Origin of the sequence: Chryseotalea sp. WA131a (assembly GCA_025370075.1) — a bacterium.
GTDB lineage: Bacteria > Bacteroidota > Bacteroidia > Cytophagales > Cyclobacteriaceae > ELB16-189.
This window is the reverse complement of the sequence record CP073016.1, coordinates 4,232,330-4,251,943: the sequence shown is the minus strand read 5'-3', so window position 1 is coordinate 4,251,943 and position 19,614 is coordinate 4,232,330. Positions and strand designations below refer to the sequence as shown.

Below are 19,614 nucleotides of genomic sequence, written 5' to 3'. Positions count from 1 at the left end.
GGTCTTTCTGACTTCCCTAATCCATCGTAATCTCTAATGCGAGACCACGCAATTCATGCACTAACACATTAAACGATTCCGGTATATTCGGCTTGCGCATATTCTCACCTTTCACAATCGCTTCGTACGCTTTGGCACGGCCAATCACATCATCCGATTTGATTGTTAAGATTTCTTGTAAGATATGGGATGCACCGAATGCTTCAATTGCCCACACCTCCATCTCACCGAAGCGCTGACCACCAAACTGAGCTTTACCACCCAATGGTTGCTGCGTTATCAATGAGTAAGGTCCAATAGAGCGTGCGTGCATCTTATCATCCACCAAGTGGCCGAGTTTGAGCATATACGCCATACCTACTGTTACCGGCTGATCAAACTTGTGTCCTGTCAAACCATCATACAAGTATGTTCTACCAAATTCTGGCAAACCAGCTTCCGTTAATTCTGCTGATACCTGTGTTAAAGAAGCTCCATCAAAAATTGGAGTGGCATACTTGCGGTTCAATTTCTTACCAGCCCATGCCAACACGGTTTCATAAATCTGACCCAAGTTCATACGCGATGGTACGCCCAACGGGTTCAAACAAATATCTACCGGTGTTCCGTCTTCCAAGAATGGCATATCTTCCTCGCGAACGATACGCGCCACCACACCTTTATTACCGTGGCGACCGGCCATCTTGTCCCCTACTTTCAGCTTGCGTTTCTTGGCAACGTATACTTTCGCCAATTGCACAATGCCCGTTGGCAATTCGTCACCCACTTCTAACGTAAAGCGCTCGCGTTTAAAAGCACCTGAAATTACGTTGCGTTTGTTCAGGTAGTTCTTTACCAATTCTGAAACCGACTCGTTGGTTGCATCATCGGTCGTCCAACCATCTAAGCTCACATCCACAATCAAGTTTACCTCTTCAGGCACGCTGTAATTGCTTTCATCGCGATAAATGTTCTTATCAGGGAACAAATTACTTTCAATCACTTTGCTGGTGAACTTCACGCCTTTGCTGATCAACTCATCGCCAAACTTGTGCTTCACCCCTTGGCTTGTCATACCTGTCAATAACGATGTCAATTTCTTGATCATGTCATTTTTAAGATCAGACAATTGCTTGCTGTAACGGTTCTTCAATGCATCCAATTCTTTCTTCGACTTGGTACGCAAATCTTTGTCCTTCTTCGGACGAGAGAACAACTTGGTATCAATGACCACACCTTTCAAGGATGGAGGTGCTTTCATCGAAGCATCTTTCACATCTCCGGCTTTGTCACCAAAGATGGCTCTCAACAATTTCTCTTCTGGTGTAGGATCTGTCTCTCCTTTCGGAGTGATTTTACCAATCAAGATATCCCCTTCTTTCACTTCCGCGCCCACGCGAATGATTCCATTTTCATCTAAGTGCTTAATGGCTTCTTCGCTTACGTTTGGGATTTCAGAAGTCAATTCTTCTTCGCCTCGTTTGGTGTCGCGCACTTCCAATTCAAATTCTTCGATGTGAATAGAAGTATAAATGTCGTCACGTACCACGCGCTCAGAAATTACAATCGCATCTTCGAAGTTGTAACCTTGCCATGGCATGTAGGCCACCAACAAGTTTCTTCCCAAGGCCAATTCTCCATTCGCTGTTCCATATCCTTGGCAAAGCGGCTGACCCTTCAACACTTTCTCGCCTTTTCTCACCAATGGTGTCAAGTTGATACAGGTATCTTGATTGGTTCTGCGAAACTTGATGAGGCTGTACGATTTGTACTCATCATCGAAGCGAATCATTTGCTGTTCCTCTGATACATCGTATTTAATCACGATCTTCTTCGCATCCACATAATCCACTACACCATTTGCTTCTGCTAGTATCAACGCTCTTGAATCCAACGCAATTCTTCCTTCCAAACCAGTACCTACAATAGGCGCTTCGGGGCGCATCAATGGCACTGCTTGGCGTTGCATGTTTGATCCCATCAAGGCACGGTTGGCATCATCATGTTCCAAGAATGGAATCATAGACGCGGCAATCGATACGATTTGATTGGGGGCAATATCCATGTAGCGAATATCTTTCGGCTCCACTACTGGGAAGTCACCTTCAAAACGTGCTTTTACTTTTTCATTTTCTAACTCGCCACCCGCTTTGATTTTTACATTTGCCTGAGCGATGTTGTGCGTATCTTCTTCTTCGGCAGTTAAGAAAATTACATCCTTTCCTTTCACTCTACCATTCTCTACCTTGCGGTAAGGAGTTTCGATAAAGCCCATCTTATTCACTTTTGCGTGAACGCAGAGTGAAGAAATCAAACCGATGTTTGGTCCTTCCGGTGTTTCAATGGTACACAAACGGCCGTAGTGTGTATAGTGAACATCTCGCACCTCAAAACCTGCGCGCTCTCTGGAAAGACCACCTGGCCCGAGTGCCGACATTCTACGTTTGTGAGTAATCTCTGCCAGTGGATTGGTTTGATCCATGAACTGAGATAGCTGGTTCGTTCCAAAGAACGAGTTGATTACGGAAGACAATGTGCGCGCATTGATCAAGTCAACCGGCTTGAAATCTTCGTTATCGCGTACGTTCATTCTTTCTTTGATAGTTCTGGCCATACGCGCCAAGCCCACACCAAATTGAGAATACAATTGCTCACCTACCGTTCTTACACGTCTATTGCTCAAATGGTCAATATCATCCACTACGGCTTTCGAGTTGATCAAACCGATCAAATATTTTACAATTAGGATAATGTCCTCAGTAGTCAATACGCGCTGATCGAAGCTAAGGTCAAGACCCAATTTTTTGTTGATCCGGTAACGGCCAACTTCACCTAAGTCATAACGCTTTTCGCTGAAGAACAAACTCTGGATAATATCGCGAGCGGTTTGTTCGTCAGGTGCTTCTGTATTTCTTAATTGACGATAGATTTGTTCAACCGCCTCTTTTTCAGAGTTCGAGTTGTCCTTCGCCAAGGTGTTGAAGATGATGTAGTAATCGGCCACGTTCACATCTACTCTGTGCAGAATGATTGACTTCACCCCTGAATCGAGGATTACATCTACATCTTCTGCTGTGATTACATGGTCGCGCTCCAACAACACTTCGTTACGGTCGATGGAAACCACCTCACCAGTATCTTCATCCACAAAGTCTTCGGTCCATGTTTTTAACACACGTGCCGCCAATTTGCGGTCTACTATCTTCTTCAAGTTGTTTTTGTTGGCTTCTACTTCTTCGCTCAAGCCAAACAAATCCAAGATATCTTTATCTGTTCCGTAACCGATGGCCCGGAGCAGGGTGGTTACTGGAAATTTTTTCTTACGGTCGATGTAAGCATACATCACCGCGTTTACGTCTGTAGCAAATTCAATCCACGAACCTTTGAAAGGAATGATACGGGCCGAGTACAGCTTCGTTCCGTTGGTGTGTTTACTCATGGCGAAAAACACGCCTGGGGAACGGTGCAACTGCGACACGATTACACGCTCCGCTCCGTTGATCACGAAAGAGCCTTTCTCGGTCATGTACGGAATGTTCCCTAGGAAAACCTCCTGTTCAATTGTTTCGAAATCTTCGTTGTCTTCATCATTACAAGTCAAGCGAAGTTTCGCTTTCAAAGGAACTGAAAACGTTAATCCACGGTCGATACACTCGTCCACGCTATACTTAGGTGGGTCAATGGTATAATCCACAAACTCCAGCACAAAATTTTCGCGCGAGTCTGAAATGGGGAAGTTTTCAGCAAAAACTTTGAAGAGCCCTTCATTTTGGCGCTTCTCAGCAGGTGTTTCGATCTGCAAAAAGTCTTTGAACGATTGAAGTTGGATATCCAAAAAATCAGGATACTCCAATACTTTGTCGATTGATGAAAAATCAATTCGGTTATTTGATGTCTTCTTTGCCAAGGTGCGTACGGTTTAAAATTTTCCCGGTTAAGACTGCCCATCGCTAGGATGGGGTGTAAGTATAAATAGGCAAACCCCAATCCTATTTTTGATAGGAATGGGGCCTGAAATGCCTTTCAGACGATATGTTTCGCCTTCAAGAATTATTTCAACTCTACTTCAGCGCCTGCTTCAGTAAGTTGCTTCTTCAAGTTTTCTGCTTCGTCTTTTGGTAAGCCTTCTTTGATTGTCTTAGGGGCGCCATCAACCATGTCTTTTGCTTCTTTCAAGCCAAGACCAGTCAATTCTTTCACCAATTTCACAATTTGAAGTTTATTGGCACCGGCTGCCTTTAATACCACATCGAAGTTGGTCTTTTCAGCAGCAGCAGCTCCACCACCAGCCGCAGGGCCAGCAGCAACTGCCACAGCCGCAGCTGCAGGTTCGATGCCATAAGTTTCTTTCAAATAAGAAGCTAATTCGTTTACTTCTTTAACGCTAAGCTCTACTAGTTGATCGCCAAGTGATTTTACGTCTGCCATGATTGATAAGTGTTTAAAATTTTAAATTCTTTTATTTTTTTCTTTCCTCCAATGCTTTCACCAAGCCTGCTACGGTTTGTTTGCCGCTCAAAAGAGCAGACAAAACATTCTTGGCAGGAGATTGCAGCAATGAAATAACTTCACCGATGAGTTCGTTTTTAGACTTCAACTCAACCAATGTATCCAAGTGTTCATCGCCTACAAAAACAGTCGCTTCAATAGAAGCACCCTTTAGTGCGGGGCGGCCTTCCATCTTTTTGCGATACTCCTTAATTACGCGTGCAGGAGCATTGCCCGACTCTTTTGAGAAAATTACACCTGAAAATCCGTGAAGAACTTTGTAGAGTTCTTCGTAATTGCCTTTTTGCTTTTCAAGTGCTTTGCGGATAAGTGTGTTTTTATAGACGCGATATTCTACGCCTGCATTGAAACACAACCTACGGAAGGCATTGATCTGCGCCACTGTAAGGCCAGAGGCATCTGTAATATAGAAGTGGTTGTGCTGAGAAAACTTCTCTGCCAACTCTTCGATAACGAGTCCCTTTTCTTCTTTGGTCATTGTCTTTAAAATTAAATAGACCTTTTTAAATTGAGTTTGAATCAACTTTGATACCCGGGCTCATCGTAGAAGATAGAGAAATACTTCTAAGGTAAGTTCCTTTTGAAGAGGAGGGTTTCAACTTAACTACCGCATTGATAAGTTCAGCAGCATTGTCTTTGATTTTATCTGCGCTGAAGGAAGCCTTACCTATACTAGCATGAATGATTCCTTGTTTGTCAATCTTGAAGTCAACTTTACCCGCCTTCACATCCTTTACTGCTTTTCCTACTTCAAGGGTTACGGTACCCGACTTGGGGTTGGGCATTAAACCTCGTGGGCCCAATACTTTACCTAACCTACCTACTTTTGCCATTACCGTTGGCATGGTGATAATCACATCGATATCGGTCCAACCGGCCTCAATCTTTTGGATATAATCATCTAACCCTACGTGCTCGGCACCGGCATCTTTTGCTTCTTGAGCCTTGTCAGGCGAGCATAGCACCAATACACGAACTACTTTTCCAAGACCATGCGGCAATGAAACTACTCCACGCACCATTTGGTCAGATTTTTTAGGATCGATGCCCAACCGAATATCTAAATCCACTGAAGCATCAAACTTTGTGAAGGTAATTTCCTTTACCACTTTAGAAGCTTCTTCTAACGTGTAAACCTTATCTGCATTATACTTAGCAGCTACTGCTTTTCTATTTTTTGGTTCCCTTGCCATTGCTTTATTTCTTTATCAGATTATTTATCCCAAGGAGCTGTTCCGCTTACTGTTACTCCCATGCTGCGAGCTGTTCCCGCAATCATTTTCATAGCGGAGTCAACTTTAAATGCGTTCAGGTCGGGCATTTTTAGTTCAGCAATTTTTTTCACTTGATCCCAAGAGATAGAACCCACTTTTGCACGGTTAGGCTCTTTAGATCCTTTTTGTAATTTGATGGCCTCCATAATCAAAACGGCCGCTGGTGGGGTTTTAATAACAAAGTCAAATGATTTGTCATTATAAATCGTGATCAGCACGGGAAGCACTTGACCAGGTTTGTCTTGCGAGCGCGCGTTGAACTGCTTGCAAAAGTCCATGATGTTCAAGCCTTTTGAACCTAAGGCAGGACCGATAGGAGGAGCAGGATTTGCTGCGCCACCTTTAACCTGCAATTTTAAATAACCAATTACTTCCTTTGCCATACTGCGATTATCTTGATTTCGTATTACTCTGTTTTTTCAACTTGCATGTAGTTCAATTCTACAGGCGTGTTGCGCCCGAAAATTTTCACCATCACATTCAATTTCTTCTTGTCTTCAAATATTTCTTCCACCGTTCCGGTAAATCCGCTGAAAGGACCATCCATCACTTTCACTGATTCACCTTTTATAAATGGTGTCTCTAACTTCACTTCAAACTGGTCAATCTCGTCTACCTTACCTAAGATTCGGTTTACCTCTGATTGGCGCAAGGCTACCGGTTCTTTATTAGTAGCATTGGAACCATTAGCACCTAAAAACCCAATTACACCCGGAATATTATTCACCGTGTGGTATGCCTCACCGTTAGATAAATCGGCTGAAACCAGCACATAGCCCGGGAAGAAGTTTCTCTCTCTTACTCTCTTCTTGCCATTGCGCATTTCATACACCTTCTCGGATGGTATAAGTACTTGCGGAATGAAGCCCGTTAGCTTCGATCGCTCGATTTCAGTTTCCAGGTAAGATTTTATTTTCTTTTCCTGACCGCTGATAACCCTCAGCACATACCATTTTAATTCACCTACAACTGCTGCCATGTTAAAATTCTTTGTAGAACCAAGCCAAGGCATTTTTAAAGCCCAAGTCAATAAAGCCTATTACAAGAGCAAAAATGAAAGAAGCAACCAACACCAAAATAGCGCTGCTTTGCAACTCGCTGAATTTCGGCCATGAAACCTTGTTACGGATTTCATCAACTGACTCGAGAATGTATGCTTTCAGTTTTTCCATCTGGTTGGGTTTTAGACCCTTTTTTATTTTTTGTTGCCCTTCGGCAAACGCACTTCCATTTCTTGCACGGGTGGAGAGATTCGAACTCCCATCAACGGTTTTGGAGACCGCTATTCTACCCTTGAACTACACCCGTTTTTGAGTTCCCCCACACGCTCCAAACCTTTGAATACTCCACCGCCTTAAATTCAAAAGGACTGCAAAGGTAGAAGAAGGCTAAAACAAAACAAAAGTGTTTGTAAAGAAAAATACAACTCTTATTTAGTAACTGATTATCAGTCGATTATATGTATATTCCTGACAGAATACTTTGTCAGATGAAGTTATATTCAATATTAGCCTTTCAAAGATGGTAGAGATCTACTTTGGCAGTATCTCTCAATCTAAACCAAAGAAACAGAAATCACCCCATTAGTGGAGAGCCTTAGCGGTGTCGTTCAACTTGATAAGGTTAGGGACTATAAAACGAGTTTGAAAATCGCTTTTAACGTTTTGACACCAAACTTCTGTACCCATTATCTAGTGCAGCGGTCAACCGTTTTGATCGTTTGGCCATTGGTGGATTTCTCTTTCTCCAAAAAAACTATGGCCATCTTTTGCCAATTGAGAAATTGATAGCCGAGTTTCCGAATTTGCTTAGTAGAGTATCTTCGTTGAAGAGCACGTCCAATGACCAGTGCAGGTCGTTAGAGGCTGTAAAAAATAGCTGCACCTGCTATCCCAGTATTATATTGAATCGGCACAAAATCATTAGCTATTAAGAATTCATCTTCATCGCACTCACCTCAATCTCCACCAAGTAATCGCTATCAATCAACCCTTTAATTTCAATCATAGAGGTAACGGGTTTGATGTCTTTGAAGAATTCGCCATGGGCTTTGCCTACTTCTTCCCATTGAGAAATATCGGTCACAAATGTGCGCGTGCGAATGACATCGTTCAGTTCGAAACCAGCTCGCTTCAATACCTTTTCAATTTTTTGGATGATGAATTTTGTTTGAACATAGAAATCATCTTTGCCTACAACTGCTCCTGCGTCATCGGTAGCCACCGTGCCTGAAACCTCCAATTGATTGCCAATTTGTACGGCACGTGAATAACCGACAATGTCCTCCCACTTAGCACCGGTTGAGTAATTGATTCGTTTTTCCATAACTTTTTTGTTTCGTAAGATTAACCATGAAGGCACAAAGCCTCAAAAGAATTTACTTCGCGCCTTTGTGACTTAATGGCAATAAATTTTAACCCGTATCTTGTGCAACCAAAGATGAACGAAGTAAATCAATTTTCAAAAGAAGAGTGTGAGCGTTATAGTCGACATTTCGTGCTGCCCAATTTTGGGGAGGCTGAACAGTTGAAATTGAAGCGTGCAAAAGTGGTAGTAGTGGGCGCAGGTGGGCTGGGTTGCCCCGTGCTACAATACTTGACGGCCGCGGGTATCGGCACGATTTCCATCATCGACCACGATGTGGTCAGTCTCTCGAATCTGCAACGGCAAATACTTTACGGTGTTGATGATTTGAACCAATCGAAAGTGAAAGTGGCGGCATCGAAACTAAAAAGGCTTAACCCAAACGTCACCTTTAACATTCAGCAAACGAAAATCGATTCATCAAACGCGTTGACATTGTTAAATGGATTTGATGTCATTGTGGACTGTACGGATAATTTTCCAACTCGTTATTTACTCAATGACGCTTCGGTATTGCTTCATATTCCGTTGGTGTATGGCTCTATTTTTAGGTATGAAGGTCAGGTGGCTGTTTTCAATTTGAATGGAAGCGCGACCTACCGTGATTTGTATCCGCTGCCTCCCCTACCCGATTCAGTCCCCTCGTGCGAAGAAGGTGGTGTTTTGGGGGTTCTGCCCGGAATCATTGGAAGCATTCAAGCCAATGAGGCCATTAAAGTAATCACAGGCATTGGTACTGCCCTTTCGGGGAAATTATTGGTACTGGATGCCGCCAGCATGGAAACGCAAATCATTCAAATACCCAATAAAAATCAATCGAAAAATATTTTGGGTTTGATTGATTATGATGACTTTTGTAGCGCTCCCAAAAAATCAACTTTTATGAAAGAAGTAACCGTGCAAGAATTAAAAGCGTTGAAAGATTCAAACGCAAATTTTCAACTCATTGATGTGCGTGAGTCGCATGAAGTTGATATATGTGAAATTGGTGGAGAATTGATTCCACAAGGAGAGATTCCGCACAACGTAGATAAAATCGCAAAAGACAAACAAGTAATTATCCATTGCAGAAGTGGAGCGCGCAGTGGCAACATGGTGAAGTGGCTAGAAACCAACCATGGTTTTACCAACCTCTACAACCTGAAAGGTGGAATCTTAGCGTGGGCGAAGGAGATTGATACGAGTATGCCGACTTATTAGGTGTTGGGAATTGGGGACTAGGACTTAGGCAATAGGAATAACTTTAACGTTTTTATAAATGAAAAAAATAGTAGTCGTATTAAGTGTGTTGGTAATAGTAGCCAGCTGCAAAAACAACGAATCCAAATATCCATCCGTAGCCGCGCCTGTGGCGATAATGAAAGTCCATGAGATTACATCCAAGCATGGAGATAAACGAGTGGATAACTATTTCTGGCTACGCAATCGTGAAGACACCGCGGTGGTGAATTACCTAAAGGCAGAGAACAACTACCTCGATACGATGATGGCCCACACCAAAGGGTTGCAAGACAAACTTTTCAACGAAATGAAAGGGCGCATCAAAGAGAAAGATGAATCAGTACCCTATAAAATCGATGATTTCTTTTACTATACCCGCGTAGAAGAAGGTGGCGAATACCCGGTCTACTGCCGTAAGAAAGGTTCATTAGAGGGTGCCGAAGAAATCATTGCCAATGGAAATGAAATGGGCAAGGGTCGTGGCTATTTTAGTATGTTCGCCTCTGCAAGCCCTAACCACAACATCGCCACCCTGGCAGTAGATACCGTGGGCAGAAGATTTTATACGTTATCGTTTAAAGATATGTTAACCGGAAAAATGTTGACTGACAGAATCCCCGGAACGACAGGAAATTTTGAGTGGGCGAATAATAACAAAACTGTTTTCTATTCCAAACAAGATCCCAACACACTCCGCTCCGACAAAATCTATAAACACGAACTAGGCACCGAAGCTTCTAAAGATGTTCTGGTTTTCGAAGAAAAAGATCAAACACTGTCCTCCTACATCGGCAAATCTAGATCGAAGAAATTCCTGTTGGTTCAATCCGTAAGAACGGATGCTTCCGTTGTTCGCTTTATGGAAATCGACAATCCAAAGGCTACCCTTAAAGTCATCGAGCCATTAAAAGAAAATATTCAGTACTCTGCCGATCACATGAACGGCAAATTCTATATCCGCACCAATGCCGATGCCACCAACTATAGGCTGGTATCTGCTGAGGAAACTAAAAGCGGAAAAGAAAATTGGACGGATGTAATACCCAACCGTGAAGATAAATTTTTGGAGGGTTTTGAACTGTTCAATGACTACTTGGCCATTCAAGAAACAGCCGAAGGGCTGGCTCACATTCGAATGATAAAATGGGCCGACCAATCAGAGCACAGCATAGACTTTGGAGAGCCCGCTTATGTAGCCGGTATCAGCACCAATCCAGATCCTAAATCAACCACGTTGCGCTATTACTATCAATCCATGACAACACCTGCATCGCAGTACGACTATGGCATGGAAACCAAAGAAAAAAAATTATTGAAAGAGCAAGAAGTGCTAGGTGGATTTAATCGCACCAACTACCAAACCGAACGCGTGATGGCCACTTCTCGTGATGGCGTGAAAGTTCCCGTCTCGATTGTATACAGAAAAGACAAGTTTAAGAAAGACGGAAGCAACGCTTGCTTTCAATATGCGTATGGGTCATATGGTTCATCGATGGTCGCGTACTTTAGCTCTTCTCGGTTAAGCTTACTAGACCGCGGATTTGTATATGCGATCGCCCACGTTCGTGGTGGCCAGGAAATGGGCGGAAAGTGGTATGAAGATGGAAAGATGTTGAAGAAGAAAAACACGTTCAATGACTTTATCGATGTGTCGGAGTTTTTGATCAATGAAAAATATGCAGCTAAAGACAAACTATTTGCCAATGGTGGCAGCGCGGGCGGATTGTTGATGGGCGCCATTACCAACATGCGCCCCGATTTATACAAAGGAATCATTGCCGATGTTCCATTTGTAGATGTGATTAGCACGATGGAAGATGAAACCATTCCGCTCACAACATTCGAATGGAAAGAATGGGGCAACCCCAATGTTAAAGAAGAATATGATTACATGTTATCATATTCTCCCTATGATAACGTGGCGAAAAAGGAATACCCGAATTTACTCGTGACTACCGGCTTGCAAGATAGCCAGGTACAATATTGGGAACCCGCCAAGTGGGTGGCCAAACTGCGCACGATGAAGACCGACAAAAATTTACTTCTTCTCAAAACAAATATGGAAGCCGGACACGGTGGCGCCAGCGGACGATTTGAGTCGCTAAAGGAAGATGCTTTGATGTATGCGTTTGTATTGGATTTGGTGGGGGTTAAAGAGTAAAAAGTACGAATCTAAAGTTCGCTCAATATTCTTTTTACAAACCCTGGCCCCTCGTATACAAATCCGGTGTAGATCTGAATCAGGTCTGCACCGGATTTTAATTTTGCGACTGCGTCATCCGGTGACATGATCCCTCCTACCCCGATGATCGGAAAGTTTTTGCCCAGCTTTGCGCGTAGATAAGCGATCATTTCATTCGATCGATACGTCAATGGTTTTCCACTCAATCCGCCATTGCCAATGGCCGATAACTCGGCTTGAGTGGTATGTAATCCCTCCCGTGATATAGTGGTATTGGTGGCTATCACACCATCCGCTTCAGTGGCTTTCAGCACTTCGACTACATCATCTAGTTGTGTGATGGTCAAATCAGGCGCAATCTTTAACAAGATCGGTTTAGGTTTTTCTGTTTGAAGGCTCAACGCCTTTACTCCTGCCAATAATTTTTTCAGTGGTTCTTTTTCTTGCAATTCGCGCAAGCCAGGTGTATTAGGTGAACTCACATTCACTACAAAGTAATCAACATACGGATACAATTCTTCAAAACAGATTTTATAGTCATCAAAGGCATTTTCGTTGGGGGTGCTCTTATTCTTACCAATGTTGCCACCCACAATCACAGTTGAATTTCTCTTCCTCAACCGAATCACGGCTTCAGCCACACCACCATTATTAAATCCCATGCGATTGATGAGCCCTTGATCTGCTGGCAACCGAAACAATCGCGGTTTTTCGTTTCCCAGTTGTGGCTTAGGGGTAAGCGTTCCGATCTCAATAAACCCAAAACCAAAACAAGCTAGCTCGTCAATAAGCTTCGCATCTTTATCAAAGCCCGCAGCCAACCCTACTGGATTGGGAAAGGTAATGCCAAACAAAGTTCTTGATAAACCTTCCTTCTTAGTTTGATACAAACCCGAAAGCAACGGCTTTACACCCGGGATTTTACATGAAAATTTGATAAACCGAAAAGTGAAATGGTGAATGGCCTCTGGATCGAACAAAAACAAAAAAGGCCGAACGAAAAGTTTGTACATGTCTATTTCTTCTTCCGCTTAGGTGCTTTCCCAAATTTTTTAAAACCTTTCTCTACGATGGCATCAATCATGCGTTCGCCTTCTTCGCTGGTCATATTAGTAGTTGAATTGATGCGCCAAATTAAATTGTTACTCCTATCATTCAAGTCGATGATCAAACTGGTCTGGCGGTATTCGTACATAAAATTGCGGTTGGCATCTTGTCCAGGTGTGAGGGGAACAGGACCTAGATTCTCAACATCTGATCGTGCCAACGTACCTTCGGCATACGTAATGGTCAAATCAGCAGCCGAGTCGGATCGCGTCAATCCTTTTTGTTTCAGTTCTTCGGTAATGGCTGATACAATCCATTTATCGAGCACTTTATCTGAAACCCTTTTCTGATCATTGGGAGTAATGATCTGGCTCTCTCCAAAGCGAAAGGTTTTGTAATATGAAAAATCGCGTGTCTTGTCGTACTCAACATCGATGGTTTGCCCATAACTCGTAAAGCCAAGTACCAACGCTGCAATTAACAAACAGTTTCTCATAGGCCAAAGTTACGTTATGTTCGCCACAAATCAGAATGATAAAATCAACTCCGCGGATGAAACTGCTGCACCACTTGTCGAAGGTAATCGCGATCGAGGTGTGTATAAATTTCGGTAGTGGTAATCGATTCGTGCCCTAACATTTCTTGCACCGCACGCAAGTCGGCACCGCCTTCAATCAAGTGTGTGGCAAAGGAATGACGAAACGTATGCGGACTGATGGATTTTTTTAATCCGATTTTTGCAGCCAGTGCTTTGATCAAGATGAAAATCATTACCCTCGAAATCTTTCCGCCATTTCGATTGAGAAAAACATGGCTATAAGAGTTTTCTTTTACTGAGATGTGTACCCGTACTTCTTCCAAATAGATTTTCAAATACTTAAATGCCTCCTTGCCGATGGGCACGAGCCGCTCTTTGTTTCCTTTTCCAATCACCCGCAAAAACCCAACATCAAAATAGACATTCGGGATTTTTAAATCCACCAGCTCCGAAACACGCAAACCTGAACTGTACAAGATTTCAATAATGGCGCGATTTCTCGCCCCTTCGTGTGTAGATAAATCGATGGCGGAGAGAAGGTTTTCAATCTCAACATAATCCAGCGTATCGGGCAGCTTGCGACCGATTTTTGGGCCTTCAATCAACGATGTTGGGTCATCAGAAATCAATTCTTCAAAAACCAGGTACTTGAAAAATGCCTTCAGTCCGCTGAGGATGCGCGCTTGGCTGTAGGCACTCATGCCCAATTCATTGATGTATTCTAAAAAAGACTGCAAATGCTTGGCCTTAATCTTTAGCGGGCTGACACTTAGTTTTTTTATTTCCACAAACTGCTCGAGTTTTTCTACATCGCGCACGTAGGCATCAACAGAATTTTGCGAAAGCGATCGCTCTAACTTCAGGTAGTTTGAAAATTGCTTGATGTAGGTAGACCAATTCAAGAGATGCAGTTATGTAAAATTAATAAATCTTAGGTTAGGAAGGAGATAGAATATAGAAGTCAGAAGTTAGAAGTAAAAGTTAGAATCAACAATCGAAACAGAAAGGTAAATGGGCAAGTTCTGGCCAACGGCCTACCGCTTGAAGCATGTAGCTTGCGGCCTCACCAATCATAAATCAAAAATCCTTACCTTGCCTCTATGAAAATACAAATCATCAACGGCCCTAACTTAAATCTATTGGGCAAACGCGAACCAGAAGTTTATGGCTCTACGGACTTTGAAACCTTTTTTGAAAACTTGCGAAACAGTTTCTCTACTATTGAAATTGAATATTACCAATCGAATGTGGAGGGCGAACTCATCAACAAACTACAAGCGGTTGGCTTTTCATACGATGGCATCATCTTAAATGCGGGTGCCTATACACATACTTCCATTGCCATTCACGATGCCATTGGTGCCATTACCACACCTGTGGTGGAAGTTCATATCTCCAATATTTATGCGCGTGAAGAATTTCGTCACAAAAGCTTAATCACCTCAAAATGCAAGGGCCTCATTACAGGTTTTGGATTGGAAGGGTATGCGTTGGCGTTACTCTATTTGATTAATAAAAAGTAGAGCTTAGGCATTGAGATACGCTCCTAATTCCTAAGCCATAAGTCCCAATACCTTAAGAAGATCGGTACGCCATATCATACACCGATTTTGAATGCGGCCCCAAAAATACGCGCGCATAAATTCGAATAATCGCAAGACCATCTACCACAAAACTAAGGGAGACAAAAAATGCCAAAAGAAATTGGTCATGATGAATGTGACTGAAAATTAAATCTTCGCCAATAAAGGTAGGTGTGATCGGAAAGCCAGTAGCACCCAAGCAGGCGAGCAAAAACATCATTGCTATTTTGGGATGCTTGTAGGAGTGACCATGAAATTGATCTAAGTCAATGCTTCCTTCAAGCAAACGCAGTCTGCGCAAAGCACCAAAGCCAATAATTCCAGATACGGCCACACCAATCAAGTATAGATGTACCTCATTGAAAGTAAAATTTTCATTAAATGAAATAGCTAGGGCAATCCAAAAGTGATTCATAATTACGAGCAGCCAACTGACACGTGCATGCTGCCGTTCGGTGAAGGCTTTTAATACACAAATCAGGCCGATCAAAGAAAACACAATGGGAAGGTAATGCTCTATGTTGTCCGTAACTAAATCTTTGTTGTAGGTAAAAAACAATCCAACCAAATAAATGGGTACCAATAACATAAACACGCGATTGAATGTAAGGAAATTAAAATATTGGCCCGCCTTTTTAATCGGGTTCCATAAATACTGGTACATGAACGAATCTAAGTTCCATTCTTTCAGACAAAGGATGTACAGCGTGTACTGAAGTTTCTTGGGAAACGAATCTTCAATGGAGCGCAAGCGCGGAACGAAATTGTAAAACTGCTCGCGTATCAAATAACTAACCACCGAAGGCGATACCAGCAATTGATACGTTCGCAAAAAGGCATTGCCTGCAAAATGTATCAGCGCAAGCGCACCCCAGCCCGCGGCAATCTCAATAAAAATCAAACCAATTTGTGCAATGGAGCTATACGCAATTTGACTTTTAACAGATGATTGCACGCGCGCAATGCCCGTGGCAATTACAGCCGTCATCAAACCCATCACACCAATTAATATGCGAACCGAAAGTTGATTCTCCCAAAACGGATAGGTGCGCAACATGATGAACACACCCAAGTGCACCGACAGTGATCCGTAAAAAATGGCACTGCTGGGTGTGGGGCCTTCCATAGCACGTGGCAACCAAGACGAAAACGGAAGTTGTGCCGACTTGGCGATAGCGGATAGCCAACACATTAGCGCAATGAAAATACCCACCCAACTGTGCTCTTGCAGATGTGAGTGGATCAAATCTGCATTCATCAACTTATCGAAAGTGATGCTCTCGTGCCACAGATGGTGGCTCATCCACATGGCCAAAATCAAACCCACATCGGCCACCCGATAAATGGAAAAAACCTTGACGGCATTTTTTACGGGTAGGTAGCGGTCGCGGTAAAAGGCGATCAATAAAAACGAACTGATCCCCAATATTTCCCACCCAATAAACAAAGTCTCTAAATTTCCAGAGAATACAACTATGTTATATCCTAAATAGAAAAAAAGAATGGTATTGAAAAAACGTTTGTAGCCCGCCTCGCGATGCAAATAGGTGCGGCTATAGAGGGTAACCATAAAGGTGAGCAGCGAACCAACGAACACATATACCGCAGTGATTTTATCAAAATAAAAATCCAAAAAGAATTCGTATTCTTCGCTGCGGTACAATACAATGTCTTTCAGGTTGAGTTCGTGATAACCATCGATTAACCAATAGACCAAAAACACCTGGAAGCTGAACATGTGAATAGCGACCGACAAAAAAGTCCAGCGCGCAATACCATTTTCATTCTTTTTTGGCAATGTTAAACTGACCAAAAAACCAATGAAAGGGACGAGTATAAAAAATTCTAAGAATGATTTCATTTCGCTATAAAAATTAAATGCTTTCTAATTCGTACACGGGTAAATTTTCAGGATGTTCTTCAAAGATTGTTTTCAGGTTAGCTGCTTTAGCAACTTCCTTTACCATTGGTTGATATTCGCTAAAAATCCCTTCCTTAAATAAATAGAGTTGTCTCGTTTCAGGGTGTATGGCCACCATCCGAACCCATTCATTAATAAACCACTCGTAGGTAGGCGCTTCCTTGGAAATAGCTTGCAAAACAATTTCCGGAAAATGCTCCACAATCACCATTAAGCGAACCGGGTCATGCACTTCTATCATTTGGCTGGGCAAACCGGGGCGCAGGTCGCCATCAATGCCATTGGCAACCCCCACCAGCCCCATCACGTTATGAGGCAATTTGGTGCCGGCTCCTAGTTTTTGATTATCAACACGTGAAAAGAAATATTCTAAATTGATGCCACCGCACACAGGGCCAACCGGGCGCAGCACATTCACTAAAAATTTTCCATCCAAGTCCACACGATAATCATAGGAGTTCATGAACGAGCGCCTATCCATAAATAAATGTTTCGTCAACTCACGCCTACCCACAATGCAAAGTGCGTTGGTCGCATGGTTTAACTCCGGCCGTGGTTCAAACAACGATACTGACCGCGTGCGAATTTTTTCATGTATGGAGGCTGGTTGCAAATGTGAATCGATTGACTCAAATCTGCGTGAACGTTCTTTGGCGTTATAATCCAATGCCTTGGCAAAAATCAGTTCGTTTTTACTGTGGCCTTGTTTATTGGAATGCGACAAGGAATCTTCATCAAAGAAAACAATTTCATCGCGCGTGGTATCGTGCAAGCCGCCCAAGAATTGTGTGGTCTCCGGAATTTCAATTCCCCTTGCCTTTAACAATTCGCGTACCCTTTGGTGGTTGGCCATAAACGAAACCACGCGTGAGTTTACAGAACCTGCGCGGCCTGAACAGGCCCCGCAATCGTAGGCCGCATAGTGCGGGTTGTTGACACTGCTCGACCCATGACCAATCACATACACAATGGGCGCAAATTCCTTTACCAAACCGATGCTTTTTAGCAACGCCTCCACGCGGTTGGTCATCTCTTCGATGGTGAAACCAATCTGCAAATTGTTTTCACGATTTTCCAAATTTTCGTTTTCAATGGTGAGTTTCGACTTCTTGCTCATGTGTTTGAACGAAGAAGCGGTGGCGGGCCCCATGGATGGTTTGAAAATATTCAAGAACAATAAAAAGGCCGACCAAAATCCGAGTGTTTGGGAAATCAGCCAACCACCGTAAATCGAATGACTCGCCTTGCTGAGGTAAGCATCTTTCTTTCGTTTATCGCCACCAATGCCTTTGATTAAATACTTAGGTGTAACCGGTGCGGGGCAAAGCTTGGTATAAAATTTTCCTCCTTCCGGCTGATAATAAAACTCTACGGAAAAAAAACCAGGCGTTCCAAACGTCTCGGCATGGTCATCAAATTCTTCAAGGTATCGTCTAAAGGAGCATTCGCGATCATCAATGCAAAGCATCGCCTGAAAACTTTTGGAAGGATATTGCTTAGGTGGGTTTTTCTTTTGGGCGATGCCAGCCAACACCTGATCGTGATAACTCCATTCAAATGCTTCTTGCCAAAGAAACAACACCTCGTGCATTTCTTGCTCGGGCACAGAGGCAAACAGATCGATTGGCTTATCCGATAACCGAGTTGCCAGCGGCTGCCAATTTTTTCCGAACTCATAATCAAGGGCATCGATTTCCATCAACAACTCAAACACGATCAAATCGTGCATGGAAAGCTTACGCGGATCTAAAATCGTAAACGGTTGATCTTCAATTGTGCTGACCATACCCGACCAGCCTTGATGAGCAAATTGCTGATCGAACAAATAGCGTTTATAAAGCGACTCATCGCCTACCACTATTTTTAGCAAGTCTGTAATCTCGCATGTGGTTTCAAGCAGCAAGGCTTTCGCACGATCTTTTCTAAAAAAACTAGAAAAGCTGTTGCGCTCCATCTCTTGTAAGGATGCCAAAAATGTTTTTTCCCGAATCGGAAAATTCCAAATGGAAATGCCTTGATCTAAGTAGCTGCACAAAATGCGGAACAAAATCGGTTGCACCATTGAGTCCAAGTCAATGTGGTATTGACTTTTCCACTGGCTTCGCAGTGCACCGATGCGGGGCAAAGAAGTGTTAGTGTACTTGTGTTCAACTACTTTTCGCTTCCATTCTTCAAACTGATTTCCCTTTTTCTCACGAATGATGCGGTCTAAAATCTCTTCCTTGATTTGGCCAGTGGCGAATAACTTTCTGAAATCAGAAATGGAAAGAGAGGATCGGTAACCCAAAATCTCAGCCGCATGCCGAACACCATCTTTAAACTTTAAATGTTGAAAGGCATGGAGTGTATTGTGATGAATAAAATCCTTGAGTGGCGCCTGAGCTGGCAAATAATGCTTTAGGTCATGAATGACTTGGTGCTCATTAAATATAGATGTTGATGTTTCCATGAATAAAAAAATATTGAAAGAAAGTTGAGACTGATAGAAATATCAGCCTATTTAATTTAGTCAGACAAAAAATCGCTAAATCAACACCCTGCGGTGGGCTAGGTAAAGCAAATTACCAATGCAGTAGGTAACATGGGTGAGTTTACGATGATGTTGATTGTAGGTAGTGTGGTCACTGTTTTGTACGCGAAAAGAAGAAACCTCAAAAAGCATTACATCACGCTTTTCATGAGAGGAGTCATCGGAGTCTTCCTTTTCTTCGCAAGGAATAGAAGTGGTTGATGCCGATGCCGCAATGGATGCTTTGATCAATTTAGAATCAGTTGAATCTTTAGCCACTGCTTGGCCATTCAACAATAATGAATACACGAAGACGGCCAAAGCAGCCAAGGAGAGCATGCGGAGACTCATTTTCATCTTCATCCGTCAAATTTAAACAAAATCAAGACAGCTTTTCAAAATATAGTTTTAAGTGGCATCACTATTTTGTTTTATTCGTTTGCTAACGATTGTAAAAACTAAACCCATGAAAAACATTTCGATAGTA

17 protein-coding genes and 1 tRNA gene are annotated in these 19,614 nt (G+C 42.8%); 3 read left to right on the top strand and 15 right to left on the bottom strand.

Features of this window, described 5'->3' with window-relative positions; all coding sequences use genetic code 11:
* Positions 1 to 16: 16 nt before the first annotated feature.
* From rpoB to KA713_19505, 9 genes are all read right to left on the bottom strand, one after another.
* Positions 17 to 3,886, bottom strand: coding sequence for a DNA-directed RNA polymerase subunit beta (rpoB, locus tag KA713_19545; protein ID UXE66608.1), 3,870 nt, complete (start codon positions 3,884 to 3,886; stop codon positions 17 to 19).
* Positions 3,887 to 4,029: 143 nt separating this feature from the next.
* Entirely contained in the window at positions 4,030 to 4,407 is a 378-nt protein-coding gene (gene rplL / locus KA713_19540) for a 50S ribosomal protein L7/L12 (protein ID UXE66607.1), read from the bottom strand.
* A gap of 31 nt (positions 4,408 to 4,438) precedes the next feature.
* Positions 4,439 to 4,966, bottom strand: a complete 528-nt coding sequence (locus KA713_19535) for a 50S ribosomal protein L10 (protein ID UXE66606.1) — start codon at positions 4,964 to 4,966, stop codon at positions 4,439 to 4,441.
* Positions 4,967 to 4,991: 25 nt separating this feature from the next.
* On the bottom strand, positions 4,992 to 5,681 hold the full coding sequence (locus KA713_19530; GenBank protein ID UXE66605.1) for a 50S ribosomal protein L1: 690 nt from the start codon (positions 5,679 to 5,681) through the stop codon (positions 4,992 to 4,994).
* Positions 5,682 to 5,701: 20 nt separating this feature from the next.
* Positions 5,702 to 6,145, bottom strand: a complete 444-nt coding sequence (rplK, locus tag KA713_19525) for a 50S ribosomal protein L11 (GenBank protein UXE66604.1) — start codon at positions 6,143 to 6,145, stop codon at positions 5,702 to 5,704.
* A gap of 23 nt (positions 6,146 to 6,168) precedes the next feature.
* Positions 6,169 to 6,741 (bottom strand): transcription termination/antitermination factor NusG, encoded by a 573-nt coding sequence (gene nusG, locus KA713_19520; GenBank protein ID UXE66603.1) that lies wholly within the window; start codon positions 6,739 to 6,741, stop codon positions 6,169 to 6,171.
* A 1-nt stretch (position 6,742) separates the two neighbouring features.
* Entirely contained in the window at positions 6,743 to 6,934 is a 192-nt protein-coding gene (secE, locus tag KA713_19515; GenBank protein UXE66602.1) for a preprotein translocase subunit SecE, read from the bottom strand.
* Positions 6,935 to 6,999: 65 nt separating this feature from the next.
* Positions 7,000 to 7,070, bottom strand: a tRNA-Trp gene (locus KA713_19510).
* A 621-nt stretch (positions 7,071 to 7,691) separates the two neighbouring features.
* Positions 7,692 to 8,087 carry a RidA family protein gene (locus tag KA713_19505; GenBank protein ID UXE66601.1) on the bottom strand — a complete coding sequence of 132 codons (396 nt, stop codon included), beginning with the start codon at positions 8,085 to 8,087 and terminating at the stop codon, positions 7,692 to 7,694.
* A 114-nt stretch (positions 8,088 to 8,201) separates the two neighbouring features.
* On the opposite strand from KA713_19505, the gene moeB reads away from it, so the two are divergent.
* Positions 8,202 to 9,326 (top strand): molybdopterin-synthase adenylyltransferase MoeB, encoded by a 1,125-nt coding sequence (gene moeB, locus KA713_19500; protein ID UXE66600.1) that lies wholly within the window; start codon positions 8,202 to 8,204, stop codon positions 9,324 to 9,326.
* Positions 9,327 to 9,384: 58 nt separating this feature from the next.
* Positions 9,385 to 11,508, top strand: coding sequence for a S9 family peptidase (locus tag KA713_19495; GenBank protein UXE66599.1), 2,124 nt, complete (start codon positions 9,385 to 9,387; stop codon positions 11,506 to 11,508).
* A gap of 11 nt (positions 11,509 to 11,519) precedes the next feature.
* Here KA713_19495 and KA713_19490 read toward each other — a convergent pair whose 3' ends face one another.
* Genes KA713_19490 through xerD form a run of 3 tightly spaced genes read right to left on the bottom strand, consistent with a single transcriptional unit; the run spans position 11,520 to position 14,016 of the window.
* Positions 11,520 to 12,542 (bottom strand): quinone-dependent dihydroorotate dehydrogenase, encoded by a 1,023-nt coding sequence (locus tag KA713_19490; protein ID UXE66598.1) that lies wholly within the window; start codon positions 12,540 to 12,542, stop codon positions 11,520 to 11,522.
* Positions 12,543 to 12,544: 2 nt separating this feature from the next.
* Positions 12,545 to 13,072, bottom strand: a complete 528-nt coding sequence (locus KA713_19485) for a DUF4136 domain-containing protein (protein UXE66597.1) — start codon at positions 13,070 to 13,072, stop codon at positions 12,545 to 12,547.
* A gap of 44 nt (positions 13,073 to 13,116) precedes the next feature.
* Positions 13,117 to 14,016 (bottom strand): site-specific tyrosine recombinase XerD, encoded by a 900-nt coding sequence (gene xerD, locus KA713_19480; protein UXE66596.1) that lies wholly within the window; start codon positions 14,014 to 14,016, stop codon positions 13,117 to 13,119.
* A gap of 198 nt (positions 14,017 to 14,214) precedes the next feature.
* Here xerD and aroQ point away from each other — a divergent pair, with 198 nt between their 5' ends.
* Positions 14,215 to 14,637, top strand: coding sequence for a type II 3-dehydroquinate dehydratase (gene aroQ / locus KA713_19475; GenBank protein ID UXE66595.1), 423 nt, complete (start codon positions 14,215 to 14,217; stop codon positions 14,635 to 14,637).
* Between the two features lie 52 nt (positions 14,638 to 14,689).
* On the opposite strand, the gene KA713_19470 is transcribed toward aroQ, so the two are convergent.
* From KA713_19470 to KA713_19460, 3 genes are all read right to left on the bottom strand, one after another.
* A complete protein-coding gene (locus tag KA713_19470; protein ID UXE66594.1) occupies positions 14,690 to 16,558 on the bottom strand; it encodes a hypothetical protein in 1,869 nt (622 codons plus the stop codon).
* 13 nt (positions 16,559 to 16,571) lie between these two features.
* The gene (locus KA713_19465) at positions 16,572 to 19,067 is read right to left on the bottom strand and encodes a DUF2309 domain-containing protein (protein UXE66593.1); all 2,496 of its coding nucleotides are present in this window, start codon (positions 19,065 to 19,067) and stop codon (positions 16,572 to 16,574) included.
* Positions 19,068 to 19,142: 75 nt separating this feature from the next.
* Complete coding sequence (locus KA713_19460) at positions 19,143 to 19,484, bottom strand: hypothetical protein (protein ID UXE66592.1); 342 nt, start codon at positions 19,482 to 19,484, stop codon at positions 19,143 to 19,145.
* Between the last annotated feature and the right edge of the window lie 130 nt (positions 19,485 to 19,614).